Origin of the sequence: Gloeocapsa sp. DLM2.Bin57, assembly GCA_007693955.1 — a bacterium.
Taxonomy (GTDB): Bacteria; Cyanobacteriota; Cyanobacteriia; order Cyanobacteriales; family Gloeocapsaceae; genus Gloeocapsa.
The window spans coordinates 1-14,759 of sequence record RECR01000102.1; the positions used below are offsets into that span (position 1 = coordinate 1).

10 protein-coding genes are annotated in these 14,759 nt (G+C 37.1%); 9 read left to right on the forward strand and 1 reads right to left on the reverse strand.

Annotation, left to right across the window (positions count from 1 at the left end; all coding sequences use genetic code 11):
* The first annotated feature begins 150 nt into the window (after nt 1–150).
* The 3 genes from EA365_13580 (at nt 151) to EA365_13590 (ending at nt 3,394) form a co-directional block, all read left to right on the forward strand.
* Complete coding sequence (locus tag EA365_13580) at nt 151–381, forward strand: hypothetical protein (protein ID TVQ43033.1); 231 nt, start codon at nt 151–153, stop codon at nt 379–381.
* Nucleotides 382–476: 95 nt separating this feature from the next.
* The gene (locus EA365_13585; protein TVQ43034.1) at nt 477–2,111 is read left to right on the forward strand and encodes a sensor histidine kinase; all 1,635 of its coding nucleotides are present in this window, start codon (nt 477–479) and stop codon (nt 2,109–2,111) included.
* Nucleotides 2,108–3,394: an MFS transporter gene (locus EA365_13590; protein ID TVQ43035.1), complete on the forward strand. Its 1,287-nt coding sequence runs from the start codon at nt 2,108–2,110 to the stop codon at nt 3,392–3,394. The genes EA365_13585 and EA365_13590 overlap by 4 nt, the downstream gene beginning before the upstream one ends.
* A 112-nt stretch (nt 3,395–3,506) precedes the next feature.
* Here the strand turns inward: EA365_13590 and EA365_13595 are convergent, their stop codons facing one another.
* Nucleotides 3,507–4,562: a DUF2817 domain-containing protein gene (locus tag EA365_13595; protein TVQ43036.1), complete on the reverse strand. Its 1,056-nt coding sequence runs from the start codon at nt 4,560–4,562 to the stop codon at nt 3,507–3,509.
* A gap of 206 nt (nt 4,563–4,768) precedes the next feature.
* Between EA365_13595 and EA365_13600 the strand changes: the two genes are divergently transcribed.
* The 6 genes from EA365_13600 to EA365_13625 all read left to right on the forward strand — a co-directional run.
* Nucleotides 4,769–6,217 carry a TolC family protein gene (locus tag EA365_13600; GenBank protein TVQ43037.1) on the forward strand — a complete coding sequence of 483 codons (1,449 nt, stop codon included), beginning with the start codon at nt 4,769–4,771 and terminating at the stop codon, nt 6,215–6,217.
* A gap of 68 nt (nt 6,218–6,285) precedes the next feature.
* Nucleotides 6,286–7,740, forward strand: coding sequence for an NHLP bacteriocin system secretion protein (locus EA365_13605; GenBank protein TVQ43038.1), 1,455 nt, complete (start codon nt 6,286–6,288; stop codon nt 7,738–7,740).
* 82 nt (nt 7,741–7,822) lie between these two features.
* Entirely contained in the window at nt 7,823–9,991 is a 2,169-nt protein-coding gene (locus tag EA365_13610; protein TVQ43039.1) for an NHLP family bacteriocin export ABC transporter peptidase/permease/ATPase subunit, read from the forward strand.
* On the forward strand, nt 9,988–12,900 hold the full coding sequence (locus EA365_13615; protein TVQ43040.1) for an NHLP bacteriocin export ABC transporter permease/ATPase subunit: 2,913 nt from the start codon (nt 9,988–9,990) through the stop codon (nt 12,898–12,900). Before EA365_13610 ends, EA365_13615 begins: the two co-directional genes overlap by 4 nt.
* A 41-nt stretch (nt 12,901–12,941) precedes the next feature.
* Nucleotides 12,942–14,315: a SagB/ThcOx family dehydrogenase gene (locus tag EA365_13620; GenBank protein TVQ43041.1), complete on the forward strand. Its 1,374-nt coding sequence runs from the start codon at nt 12,942–12,944 to the stop codon at nt 14,313–14,315.
* 232 nt (nt 14,316–14,547) lie between these two features.
* The coding region (locus tag EA365_13625) for a Nif11-like leader peptide family natural product precursor (protein TVQ43042.1) at nt 14,548–14,759 on the forward strand (212 nt) is incomplete at its 3' end.

Here is a 14,759-nt window from a genome sequence, read left to right on the forward strand (position 1 = left end):
AACCCTTTTTTAAAGTTTTGTAAAGCTTTTTAACTTAGTTTTTACTTATATTAATCATAAGTTTTGCTTATAACGGATTAACACCTATATTCTCTTGCCTTTTTATTAGTAAAATGCAATTGTAGGACTATTAATCGGCAAAAAAATATAATGAATGAGAATGTAACTAATTTCCAACGCCAGGCTGAAAAAGTGGAAATCTCTATTCACCTCGATCCAGTGGTTATCGAACAACTTAAACATCTTACCAGCGATCCTAGTAGAGTAATTGAAACAGCTATTAAAGAATGGTTAAAAGGTGAAAGATACCGTGATGATGAATTGAGTCGTACTTTTAGACGCAATCCACCTGTACCCCCTAGGGGTGAGTGGAATGATTAATATTGTTAACCAAATTTTGGTCTAACAACCCCATCCTTATAGCTTTAGCAATGGGTGGGGAAATGGGTAAAGGGGGTTAGTAAGTAAAAAAGACGATGAATTGGGAAACTTTAGATGTAGAATTGGTTTATATTCAAGATAAGTTGGGTAAATACATCTCTTTTTATTGGCAAAAGGGTAAAGATATTGACTTAGTTGATGAAATAGCAGGAAAACATTGTCAAGAAATTTTTGTACCTGTTGCTATAAATAGTTATTTAGAAAGACTTAATCGTGTTATTGATAGTAAAATTGCTGAACAATGTCAATGGGAGTTTCAACATCAGCAGCAATCTTGGTTATTTGCATTAACTATGACTCCAATCTTGAAAACTCAAGGAAGGGTAGAAGAGGTTTTAGTTATGGGTTATTTGGTTACTAGAGAAACAACAAACTTAACTGGCTATAAGTTAATACCAGTTTCTTTAGAGCCTTATCAAGAAATGTTGAATCAAATCAGTAATAAGATTCGTAAAACTCTCGATTTACAAACTATTTGGCAAGAAACTGTTGATAGTTTGGGAAAAAAACTTGACGTTAGTCGTTGTTTACTGATTTATTGTGATGGACAAAATCAAGAATTAGAGGTAAAAGCAGAGTTCTGTAAACCCCCTTTTCGTTCCGTTTTGGGTAAAAGGTTTAATTTAGATTCTCAATCCTATTGGCGACAAGCTATATCGGCTAAAGAACCTGTAATTATTCAAGAAATTAATAATAATATATTTGGGGAAAAGTCGGTTTTAATTCTATCTACTTTTTATCAAGATCAACGTAATGGACTTATTTGTTTACAACAAAATGATTATTGTCGTCAATGGAGTCAAATAGAAGTTGATTTATTAAATAAGTTAGCAGATCAGGTAGGAACAGCGATCGCTCATGCAACTCTCTATCAGGAATTAGAAAAAATATCTCGCTATAAAAGTAATTTTTTAGCTAATACTTCTCATGAGTTGAGAACTCCTATTCATGTAATTATTAATTCTGTTGATTTTATCTTAGATGGTATTGTTACTGAACCAGAACAACAAAGGGAATTTTTAGAAAAAATCTCTCAATCTTCTCGTCATTTATTAAAAATAATCGATGATTTACTAGATATTCATAAAATCGAATCAGGAAGGATGTCATTAGAGTTTAAAACCATCCCCTTGAGTGAATTATTACAAAGTGTAGAAAAATTAATGCGTCCTCAAGCAGAAAGTAAAAAAATAACTCTAAAGATTAAATATCCCGCTACTTATGAAGAAGTAATTCTCTACAGTAATTATCAACGTTTATTTCAAGTAATGTTAAATTTGTTAAGTAACGCTATTAAATTTACTCATAAAGGAGGTGTTTATATTATCGCCGAGGTAATTAGCAAGAAAGTTACTTTTAAAGATGAACAATTTCCAGGAGTTGTTAAAATTAGTGTATCTGATACAGGTATTGGTGTTCCTTTACATAAACAAGATGAGTTGTTTGAACAGTTTTTTCAAGTAGATAATTCGCCAACTAAATTTTATCCAGGAACTGGTTTAGGTCTAGCTATTTCTAAAACCTTCGTTAAAGCTTTGGGAGGGACAATATCTTTTTATAGTATGGGAGAAGGATTAGGTTCAACAGTTACTTTTACTGTACTATTACATCATTTACCCCTATTAAAAACAATTCGGACAAATTTATCAGAGGTTGATGATTATATATGAAAAATTTTTGGGGAGGATTTATTCCCAAGTTAAATAAGAAAATATGGTTACTAACTTTTGGTAGGTTATTATCACAAATAGGTTCGGGATTTACTTTATTTTATGCGCCGATTTTCTTTGTCAATGAAGTAGGTTTAAGCGCAACAGCGGTGGGAATCGCTTTAGGAAGTGGATCGGTAGCAGGTATTATTGGTCGCTTCCTCGGGGGTTGGTTTACAGATTCTCCCTTTTGGGGAAGACGGGGTACTCTCTTATTGTCAGCTGCAGTAAGTGCGATCGCCGATGTGGCTTTATTTTTTACTCATGATTTCTTGACCCTAATTCTCGGTAATTTATTAATGGGGTTGGGGATTGGTTTATATTGGCCGGCGACTGAAGCTGCAGTAGCTGATTTAAGTACACCAGAACAAAGAAATGAGGCTTTTGCGGTAACTCGTCTGGCTGATAGTATGGGTTTAAGTATAGGAGTAGTTGGGGGAGGTGCGATGATCGCTAGTTCCCTGAGTTATCGACTGTTGTTTGTGATTGACGGAATTTCTTTTGTAGTGTTTTTTGCTTTAGTCTATGTGGCGATCGCCGAAACTTATCAATTTAATGAACATTCCCAGTCTGCTTCCCAAGGATGGTTAGTAGCTTTTCGCGATCGCCCTTTAATGGTGTTTTTGCTAGTCAATATTATGATTACTACTTATTTATCCCAGTTACAAAGTACCATGCCTTTGTATTTTAGTAACTTTGTTACTACTACAGACTCAGTCACGGGATTTTCCCCACAATTAATCAGTATCTTATTTAGTTGGCATATTGTTTTTGCTGCTTTAACTCAGCTTCCCATCGCCCGTTATTTGAATCGTTTTAGTCGTCCGAGAGTATTGATGTTTTCGTTATTATTGTGGGGGATTGGTTTTAGTTTGATTTGGTTAACGGGAAATATACCTAATTTAGCGGTATTAACAGCCATTCTCGCCCTGAGTATTCTTGCTTTAGCCATGGTAACCTATACACCATCTGCTTCTGCTTTAGTAGTTGAATTATCTCCTGCTAATTTACGGGGAGTTTATTTATCTTTGAATTCTCAATGTTGGGCGATCGGTTATTTGATTGGTCCTCCCCTAGGCGGATTAGCATTAGATCAAGATTCTCTGGTTTTAGTCCATGGTTTTTGGTTGTTATTGGGTATAAGCGTGATTATCGGTATAGTGATTTTAGGGTATTTAGAGAAGATTTTAAACCAATCCACCAACACGGATTCCTGCACCAACAATCACAAACAAGACAGCTGAGGTAGTTACTCGGAAGATTGGTCTTAAATTGCTGTCACAAAAATTTACATTTACTCAGTAATCAATATAACTTGATTAGGAAATTTGCCTACATCCAGTAAAGAGAGATGGGCTAGGATGCTGAGAACAATTTGGTAATCAAGTCTAAAGATTGAGCAATTACTTGCTTGCGCCAATATGGATGAGCAGGAGAATACCAATTCAGTAAAAATTCTCTTTCGGAGCGATCGCTTCTCTCGGAATGATAACGATTCCATCTATCCTTAATAATTGCTTCTATCATGATTTGATGATTATAAGTACCATATTCTACCACTAAACTTAGACATTTTTGAGGAAAATATTGGGCAAATTTGTTTACTAATAAACCTGAAATATTATCTGTATTAATAGCTAAATTATTATGAGAATAAATTAAGATTTTATCTTTCTTGATTTTCGACAGTTTTTGTAGAGCATTTTGACTTGAGTGAGCTACAAAAATTAATTCATGAGCGAACCTTCCTACACCTGAATGAAAATCAATAACCACTATACAATCAAGATTTTCAGGAAGACTGTTGATGACCTGCTCTAAAATTTGATGACTCCAACTCGGAGATAAACCACCAAACATTACACCGTTAGGATAGTCATATTGACCTCCAGAAAAAGCTTGATTCCAAGTAGCTAAACCATACTTCGACACAAATGACTGATAAAATGTCCAAAATTGTTCTTGCTGTGGTTGCTCCCAAACAGGAACATCAATCAGTGGGTGAATTAGTGGATAAAAGGGATTAACAGGTAAAGGCTGTGAAAAGTCTAGACAATTACGATTAAGATCGATATTATCTTCGTTGCATCTGCTTAAGTATTGCATTCCCCAAGGATTTAAGCTATGAATGTGAACTTGAAAGAGTTCTCTAGGTAAATTATGTTGCTGTTGCTTAAGCAGGTTCGTCTGAATGGCTGAGCCACAATAACCTTCAATTCCGTGAGTTCCTGATATGGTAACCAAAGCTTGCTGAGATGATTTTTCTAAGATACTTACATCACAAAAAAGTTCAGGGAATTGCTGATGTTGCAATGATTGCATGGAAGCATTAACTTCCTTAGATGCTGCTAAAAAGTTTTGGCGAGCACTATGATAATCTTGACAGAAAAAAAACTCTAAATCCACAACTATAAACTATTGAAATTGTCTGTTAAACTCTTGTCTAATATCAAGTTCGGGTGAATACTTACGATAAAGTTGAGATAAAGCACTGATGAAAGGAAAAAGGTATGAAGGAAAAAGTTGATGATCATCAATTAATCGGACATTATATAATCTACTAGATAAAGTTTAGCAAGATCAAGAGATTTTCGACAATATGAAAATTAAAATTAACCATGAGAAACAATAAACTAGTAAGTATTTACTTATCATGTCCTTTAATAGCATGTTTTACCTTTGAGAAAGTTACTGAACCATGGTTGGTGGACAGCACTTGGCAACAGAATGCCAATTCCATCCATTTACAATCTTTAAAACAATCAACTATCAATGAGAAAGAAGTACTATCTCTAACCCTGGAAGAAGCTGTAGAAATGGCTATTAAAAGAAATCCTCAAATCCAAGTAGCTCAACAACAGCTTTTAGAAGCAGAAGAAGGATTAAAAGCGACATCTAGAAGTTATTTTCCGACTTTATCACTATCTAGTTATCTCCAAATAAGCGACCAACTGATAAGTGATCCCAAAACAGGCGTTAGCATAGACATCATTGGCAATGATGAATTCAATACCACTCTATCAGGCTCAATTGAGTTAAACTATAATGTCTATACCGGCGGTTTGCGTACAGGGCAACTCCAAATAGCCAAAGCACAACTTGAATCAGCAACCCTTGAGATAGAAATCACCACCTTAGAGGTAGAACTAGCAGTAATTCAAGCTTATTATCAGTTACAAGCAGCTGAACAAGATCTCAAAATTGCTAGTCAAGCTGTAGTCAATTCCGAAACTACCTTGCGTGATACCCAAGCTTTAGCACAAGCAAGAATGGTTACTCAACCAGATGTTGCCCAAGCGGAACTCAATCTGGCGAATTACCGTCAACACCTTAATCAGGCTCTCAATAATCGTCTTGTTGCCCTCAGTCAATTAACTCAAGTGCTCAATTTGCCAGCTAATTTAGAAATCCAGGCAAGCAGTTCAGTGGAAAAGGCTGGTAAATGGGACTTATCTCTAGAAGAAAGTATTAGTCTAGCTTGGCAGCAAAGACCAGAATTAAAACAGCAACTAACTCAAGTTGAGACAGCTAAAGCAAATCGCCAAGTCTCTCTGGCACAGATTCGACCAAATATTTCGCTTAATAGTGAAATGACCGCATCCCGTCTTTACATCTCAGAAAGTTTCAACGGTTCGACTTTAAATCAAACTGGGATAGAAATAGACACATCCATCACAGCTCAAATCACTTGGGAGTTTTTTGATGGAGGTATTGCCAGAGCCCAAGCTCGACAAGCAGAAGCTCAAATGAACGCTGCATCTAGACAGCTAGATGTAATCCGCAGTCAAATTCAGCAAGAGGTTGAGGAAGCTTTTACTCAACTACAATATAATCAAAAAAATGTTGAGTTAGCTTCGAGTGTCTTAGATTTAGCCATGCAGACACTAAAATCCAGACGGATTCAATTTCAAGCTGGTGTAATAGATATTAATACCCTAATCTCTGCTGAAATTGCTTTAAATCAGGCAGAAGAAAATTTTAATAATGCTATTATTGGTTATAACTTGGCTTTAGCCAGTATTCGTAATGCAACCAACACAAGATTAACACCTATAGATAATAAATAAACTTCTGTTTGAGTCAAGGTGCATAGTGAAAGCAGAAATTATCAAAAATTTATCAATTATCAATTTCTATGTTTAATCGTCAAAAACCAAAACTTTTTAGGGAAAAAACTAGTAAACGTATATCCTCCCCAGAGCAGCTCGACCAATTAATGGAAGTGATTAAACCAAAAGATTGGTTGTGGTTAAGTACTTTAGGTGCATTAGTGCTCGGAATTTTGCTCTGGAGTGTATTTGGAGTTATAGATAGTACTGTGATGGGGTTGGGAATTTTAAGCTCTCCTCAACCAATTATCCCTATAGAAGCAGAAGCTACGGGACAATTGAGGGAGATAAAAGTTAAAATAGGCGACACAGTTCAACCTGGAGATGTGATTGCGCGTATTGAGCAACCTGAACTTAAATTACAATTAGCAGAAGAACAGCAAAACCTAATCATACTTGAACAACAGTTTCAAAAGGAAAATGAACTTATCGACAGAGAACAAAGTATTCAGTTAGCTGATATTGAGTTTAAAATCGAAAGTAATAAACAGCTAATATCTCAAATACAAGGTTTACAGGCAACTTTAAGTCAATCTAATCAACTTAGTATAGAAAGTCAAAGAGCTGAATTAAATGAAAGATTAAGCGCTTTGTCAGATTTGAATAAGTATTTAAAGGAAGCTTTGGAAGCTCAACAAAAACTATTTGACCAAGGACTAATTACTGAAACAGTTTTTCTACAAGCTCAACAACAATATCTTCAAAATAGAGATCAGATTTTCCTGGTCCGGACTAATTTAACACAACTAGAAGCTCAAGAAGCGAGTTTTCTACAGCAGTTCGCAGAAAATCAAAATGATTTGATTGAACTTGAATCGAGCATCCGAAAACTAGAAGCTGATAAAACTCAATTAAATCTCAAAAACTTGCAAACATTAAACCAACAAATTCAACAAAAACAAGAAATATTAAATAAAATTGCTGCTCTCGAAGAACAATTGGAAATTCAAGGTCAAGTAATTAGTAGAAAGAGTGGGAAAATTTTATCTATAGAAGCGAGTATTGGTGAAATCTTAAATCCCGGGACCCCCGTAGCCATACTACAAGAGTCATCAGGGACTGAAGAAGATAGTAATTTAAAAGCCATTCTTTACTTTAAAACTGGAGAAGGGAAAAGGGTAGAACTAGGAATGATGGCAGAAATTACACCTAGCGTTGTCAAAAAAGATCGCTTTGGAGGCATAATCGGAACAGTGTCTGAGGTTTCACCCTTTCCAGTTTCCGCAGCAGAAGCAACAACTACTATTGGTAACAGTCAACTAGCACAAACCGTCGTCGATCAAGAAAGAAATATTCAAGTTTATGTTGAATTAAAAACAGAACCTAAAAATTTTAGCGGTTATCAATGGTCATCGGGTGCAGGACCACAACTCTCAATAACTCAAGGTACGACTGCAACAGGAACGGTAGTAGTGGAACAAAGAGCTCCCATTACTTATGTCATTCCTTTGCTACGCTCGATTACCGGAACTAATCAGTGATTGAATTAATAGATAAGTGTGAATAGTTTCCAAGTTAACCAATTACCAGAAATGATGCTACTAAGTAGGAGATGAATCAAACATGGATAAGATCAAACATAAACCAGTTACTACTCCTAACATCATACAAATGGAAGCAGTAGAGTGTGGAGCAGCTAGTCTAGCTATTATCCTTGGGTATTATCAAAAATTTGTGCCCTTGAGCGAATTACGCATAGCTTGTGGAGTTTCTAGGGATGGAAGCAAGGCTTCCAATGTGATTAAAGCAGCAAGGAATTATGGACTCAAAGCTGAAGGATTGAGAGTAGAGATTGACAAACTCAAAGAACTAGAATTACCCTACATAGTTTTTTGGCAATTTAATCATTTTTTAGTGGTAGAAGGCTTTAAGAAAAATCAAGTCTATCTTTCAGATCCAGCTACAGGTAGGCGCACTATCTCTTGGCAAGAATTTGATGAAGGTTATACTGGGGTAGTATTGACTCTTAAGCCTGGTCCTAATTTTCAAAAAGGAGGCAACCCCCCTAATATTATAAAAGCAATTAATAGCCGATTAAAGGATCATTATGATTCCCTCCTAGGCAGTTTATTGGCAGGTTTATTTTTGATAATTCCTAATATCGCTTTACCAGTAATAATTGGGCAATTTATTGATGAAGTACTACTCGAAGATCAAATAGATTGGTTTATCCCTCTACTTTGGGGATTAGGGATCGCAGGGGTACTGACTTTTTTCCTCCAAGAAGTTCAATTACGTTATCTGCGGCGTCTAAACCTCAAACTAGGGGTTTCCATGTCGGGAAAATTGCTTTGGCACTGTTTACGTCTGCCCCAGAGATTTTATGCTCAACGCTCCGCAGGGGATATTGCTAATCGCATTGATCTGAATAACAAGTTAGCAAATATACTCTCAGGACAAATGGCTACTACCACCATTGGTCTGATTACTATGATAATTTATGGTATATTTCTATTCACTTATAATATTCCCTTGACCTTGTTACTAGTGGCGATCGCAGCTGTTAATTTGCTAGTATTACAATGGTTGTCTCGTCGACGGATCAATCTGAATATGTCTCTATCTCAAGACTACGGTAAGGTAGCAGGGGTCAGTATTCAGGGTCTTAAAAGTATGGAAAGCATTAAGGCTTCGGGAATAGAGTCAGACTTTTTTTCCCGTTGGGCTGGTTACTACACCAAAGCAACCAACAAAATACAGAAATTAGGGGTGACAAACCAAATTTTGTCAGTTTTGTCCCCAACCATGAAAATGTTGGCAAATACCTCCGTACTAATTCTAGGCGGGATAGCAGTAATTAAAGGCAACCTTAGTTTAGGAGGCTTTGTAGCGTACACTCAACTAATGGGTCAATTCCTAGCTCCTGTAGAAAATCTCGTGAATTTTGGGCAACAAATTCAAGAATTGGTGGGTGATGTGAATCGTCTTGATGATGTTTTAATTAACCCTGTTGATCCAGAAACTGAAGACAAAGTTGTGGAGAATTTTCCCACTCCGAGATTGAAGGGTTATTTAGAATTGACAAATCTGAGCTTTGGTTATAATCCTCTAGAACCTCCGTTAATTGAAAATTTCAACCTTTCCCTAGAACCAGGTCAAAGAATAGCCCTAGTCGGTGGTAGCGGTTCAGGGAAATCTACGATTGGTAAGTTAATTGCGGGTCAAGATCAACCCCTGTCTGGTGAGGTTATCTTGGATGGTAAACCTCGTAGTGCCATTCCGCGTTCGGTAATTGTCAATTCTTTGGCGATGGTAGAGCAGGAAATATTTATCTTTGGAGGAACAGTTAGGGACAACATTACGCTTTGGGATTATACCATACCCGAAGTTGACATCGTTCAAGCTGCTAAGGATGCTGTTATTCATGACATAATTCTTGCTCTTCCCCAAGGCTATGATTCTGAATTACTCGAACAGGGACTGAATTTGAGCGGGGGACAACGACAACGTCTAGAAATTGCTCGCGCCTTAGTAATTAATCCTAGCATTTTGGTGATGGATGAAGCCACCAGTGCTCTTGATGCTGAAACCGAAAGACAGATTATCTACAATTTGAGAAGACGTAATTGTAGTTGTATAATCATTGCTCACCGTTTGAGCACGATTCGAGACTGTGATGAAATTATTGTTTTAGAGCGCGGTAAAGTCTTACAAAGAGGGACTCATGAGCAATTATGGGCTATGGGAGGATATTACGCAGATTTAATTAAGGCGGAAGGAGGAATAAAATGACTATCATCAAAAATTATTCGGAGGATTCAGAAGGAGTTGAAAGTCAGCAAGTAATTGTTCTCGATCAACCTCAAACGATTTTAATTTTAGAGTCAGGTTCAGCAGAAATATACATTAGACCAGTAGTTAATGGTGCACCTCAAAGAGATTGGCATTATCTGTTTACTGTGCAAGCAAAAGAAGGGCTCTTTGGGCTCAATCCTAAAATTGATAATCCAGAATATCAGTTAATTGCTTTTACCACCGAAAAGGTTCAATGGTTCAAGACCTCTTTGTCCCATTTTAAGACATTAGGGGAGGAACAAAGCCAGCAAGGGATCACTCTGATTGAAAGCTGGATTGAGAAAATTGCTTCTGTCTTAACTAATCAACTTTTTTCTGTATGTCCCCCCATTAGTCTCAGAGCCTCCCAAGCAGGCACAATACAATTGACTGAGCAACAAACTCTTCAAACTAATCAAGTACTTTGGTACTCAGCCAACCAAGGCAAGACTAAGTTTCTAGGTATTGATTCTGTGATCATTGACCCAAATTCTGCCATTCTTCCTCTGAGTCCTAAACTTTGGCTAGAAGCTATAGGGGAAGTTGAAGCTCAATTAGAGCCTACTGTCACCGTTAAGGACAGTCAAAACCTAATTGAAGGTTTACAACATTTGCATGACTTGCTTTGGCAAGAAATCAAGCTACGCTTAGACAGGGACTTAGAGCAAGCCAAGCACAGACTCGCCCAAAGAGAGCAAATGGATCAACAGGCGATCACCAAAAGCGTTCAGGCTTTAGCATCTATTCTTGAGCCCCAAACAGAGTCTCTACCCTTTACAGAAGAGCAAACACCTCTACTAATTGCTATGGGAGCGGTGGGCAAGGCTATGGGAGTGCCCATTTTTCCCCCTGCACCTTCAGAAGATCCCAAACGGGCTAATCTTTTAGAAGCCATTCTCCGCGCTTCTAAATTAAGATCGCGACTAGTGTCTTTAACAGGTCAATGGTGGCTTCAAGATCATGATGGTCCTTTGCTCGCTTTTAAGGAGGATCATACCCCCGTGGCAATCCTGCCAATTCGGGGAGTTAAATATGAGTTATTAGATCCAACTACCATGGCTCGCACTCTAGTCAATGATGAAATAGCTAATTCTTTGTCTAGGGAAGCTTTTGTCTTCTATCGCTCCTTACCTGATCAACCTATCAAGGCAGGAGATCTCTTCAAGTTTGCCTTCCAAGGCCGAGTTAGGGATATTTTGGTGATTGCCCTCTCTGCTCTTTCGGCAACCTTACTCAATATGCTAACCCCCATTCTCACAGGGTTTCTAGTCAATAATGTCATTCCCAACAATGAAGCTACAGTACTCTTACAAATGGGAGCCGTTCTCTTAGGAGCTACCTTCGGAATTGGTATTTTTCAGTTAGTTCAAGGGTTTACTTTACTCCGTTTAGAAGTTACTACCGACCCGCCCACTCAGGCTGCTGTTTGGGACAGGGTCTTAAAGTTATCCATGCCCTTTTTTCGCCAATATTCTACAGGAGATTTGAGCTCACGTATTGAAGGAATTACTCAGATTCGTCGCCAGCTTAGTGGCTCTACTTTGACCACACTTATTAATAGTTCATTTGCTCTCTTTAACTTGTTATTAATGATTTATTATGGTTGGGAACTAGCAGTGGCAGTTTTACTATTCACAGCTTTTTCTGTGACGATTTCTACGATCATTGGCTGGCTGAAATTTCAGAAAAATCATCAATTATTGGCTCTGGAAGGAAAAATATTTGGACTAGTGGTTCAGTTGCTTAATGGCGTTTCTAAATTGAGAGTTAGAGGTGCTGAAAAACGTGCTTTTGCTTATTGGGCTAAGGAATATCAAAAGCAAATGTCCCTCAATTTAAAAGTAAAATTTTTACAGAATATTGATCAAATTTTAAATCAATCTTTATCTCCGTTAATTTATATAATTATTTTTTGGTTATTTATGTTTAATTTGCTTAAAGCAGAATCTTTAGGTATCAACACTAGCCTAGGTATAGGAAATTTTATGGCTTTTAATTCCGCTATGGGTGTTTTTTTGGCTAGTATAAATCAATTAACTAAAACCTTACTTCAATCTCTCAATGTCATCAACTTATGGCAACGCTCCCAAACCATTTTAACTGCCCCCCTAGAAATTGCTCAAAATGCCATCGATCCAGGCATAATTACAGGAAGAATTAGTGTTGAGCATATTAGCTTCCGTTATAACCCCGATAGCCCCCTAATCCTTAACGATGTTAGCCTTAAAATTGAACCAGAACAATTTATTGCTTTGGTGGGAGGTTCTGGCAGTGGTAAGTCAACTATATTGCGCCTATTATTAGGATTTGAACAACCAGAATCAGGGGCAATATATTATGATAACCAAGATTTAGACAAACTTAACCTTCAATCTCTCAGGCGGCAAATGGGGGTAGTGCTTCAAAATGGACAACTACAACCAGGCTCAATTTTTGACAACATTGCCAGTGGAGCCATAATTAGTGAAGATGAAGCTTGGGAAGCGGCAGCCCTAGCGGGAGTGGCTAATGATATTAATGCTATGCCTATGAAAATGCACACGATGGTTAGCGAAGGAGCTTCTAATATTTCCGGTGGACAAAAACAAAGATTGATGATCGCTAGAGCAATTGTTCTCAAGCCCAAAATTTTAATGTTTGATGAAGCAACTAGTGCTTTAGATAATCAAACCCAAGCAATTGTTACTCAAGGTCTTGACACCATGAGAATCACTCGGATTGTCATCGCTCACCGTCTTAGTACTATTCGCAACGCTGATAAGATTTATGTTCTTGATCGAGGTCAGATTGTCCAGTCAGGTAATTTTGAACAATTACTTAATCAAAAGGGATTATTTGCCGATTTAATGACCCGTCAATTAGCATGAGTTGAATGGTCTTTTGCTTAATTTTTATTATTCTCAACTAAATGTACTCATTTTTAACCCTTGCTTTCCTACCAAATCTAACCATTATTGCTAAACACAATCAACTTATCTTACAATCCCCTAACCGCAGCTTAACTCTTCAACTGCCTCAGCCTGGTTGGCGCGTCGCTTTAGAACAGCTTAAAAATGATGGTATCACTGTTTCAGAGTTAAGAGAATTGATTTTAGCAACAGAGGATCCATCAGAATTAGTTAAATTTAACTTAGAGCTGCAAAAACTCCTTAATCAAGGTTGGCTGACTCAGGCAGTTTTACCCCTGGCTAAAGCAATCAGCATGACTGATTCTTATCAATTTCAAGATCAAATCATTCCGACTCAAGCCTTATTTACCCTCTCTCGCTTTGCCTATCTCCATCAAGTCGCAGGAGAAATGCTCTTGGAATCTCCCCTGTCTCCGACCAAGATAATTTTATTAGATTGGCGAGCTACTGCACTCATATCTCAATTATCTCAACCTCAAAATTGCACTACATTAAGTTTAGCAATTCCTGGAATTACAGAAACTTTAGCTCAAGAATTTTTAAGTTTACTTTTAACTACTCAAATGCTGACTACCGAGTCAGAAAAACCTCCCTTAGTTTTCTGGGAATTCCACGATTTACTCTTTCATAGTCGCAGTCGTTTAGGTAGCCACAATCATCCCATGGGGGCAACTTATCGTTTTCAGGACAACTTGAAACCTCTGCCTGCTTTAAAACCCTCTAGGGGAGAAAAAAAGATTAATTTATTTACCCCCAATTTAGATTGTTTATTAAATACAGATATATCTTTATCAGAGGCTTTAGAGTCAAGAAAATCCCTGAGAAAGTATGGAAAGACTGCTATAACTGTAGAACAATTAGGAGAATTTCTTTATCGTACAGCTAGAGTCAAAGAAATAATTAATACTGAACTAGGGCAACTAAGTCGTCGTATTTATCCTGGAGGAGGTAAAATTTATGAATTAGAAATTTATCCGGTAATTAATACTTGTCAAAACCTAGAATCAGGTCTTTATTATTATCACCCTGGGGAACATCAATTAACAAAAATAACACCCATAAATCACGATATAGAAGCATTATTAACTTCTGCCTGGTTAGCTAGTGGTCAGCAAGATAGACCACAGATTCTCTTAATTATAACAGCTAGATTTGGGAGAATATATTGGAAATATCAAGGGTTTGTTTATGCTTTAATTTTAAAACATGTGGGGGTTCTCTATCAGAATTTTTATTTAGTAGCGACAGCAATGAATTTAGCCCCCTGTGCTTTGGGGGTTGGTAATGGGGAACTCTTTGCTCAAGCAACAGGGATTGATTATTATCAAGAGTCTTCAGTAGGAGAGTTTATGCTTGGTTCTCGGCTTTCTTGAGATTATGAGAAATTGTCTCAACATGTACATTTAATATTTAATCCTGGACAGACTTCCTCTTAATTCTAACTTTGTTAATACTTTAAAAAATTTTACAGGAAAAACAAAGAGTTTGTGATATTATCTGAATTGTCTTCTTTTAATAGAGACAAAAGTACCAACAATAAGACCTAAAAGAAAACACTTAAGTAAATCTAACCAAGTTAATAATTAAATCAGGAGAGAAATCAAGATGTCTTTAGAACAAGCTACAGCTTTTATCGATAAGTTGATTAGCGATGGAACTTTCCGCGCTAAAGTAGAGCAATACAAGGGGAATCATGAGTCAGTAATGGCAGAAGCGAAAGCGGCAGGCTATGAGTTTACCACAGATGAGATATCAGAGGCTTATAGAAACCATGAACAAACGCCCAATTTATCTGATGAACAGCTAGATGCGATCGC

Excerpts from the sequence above, each read along its gene's own strand:
- EA365_13620 (TVQ43041.1), top strand. The coding sequence starts at position 12,942 with ATGTACTCATTTTTAACCCTTGCTTTCCTACCAAATCTAACCATTATT.
- EA365_13585 (TVQ43034.1), top strand. The coding sequence starts at position 477 with ATGAATTGGGAAACTTTAGATGTAGAATTGGTTTATATTCAAGATAAG.
- EA365_13580 (TVQ43033.1), top strand. The coding sequence starts at position 151 with ATGAATGAGAATGTAACTAATTTCCAACGCCAGGCTGAAAAAGTGGAA.
- EA365_13605 (TVQ43038.1), top strand. The coding sequence starts at position 6,286 with ATGTTTAATCGTCAAAAACCAAAACTTTTTAGGGAAAAAACTAGTAAA.
- EA365_13615 (TVQ43040.1), top strand. The coding sequence starts at position 9,988 with ATGACTATCATCAAAAATTATTCGGAGGATTCAGAAGGAGTTGAAAGT.
- EA365_13590 (TVQ43035.1), top strand. The coding sequence starts at position 2,108 with ATGAAAAATTTTTGGGGAGGATTTATTCCCAAGTTAAATAAGAAAATA.
- EA365_13610 (TVQ43039.1), top strand. The coding sequence starts at position 7,823 with ATGGATAAGATCAAACATAAACCAGTTACTACTCCTAACATCATACAA.
- EA365_13600 (TVQ43037.1), top strand. The coding sequence starts at position 4,769 with ATGAGAAACAATAAACTAGTAAGTATTTACTTATCATGTCCTTTAATA.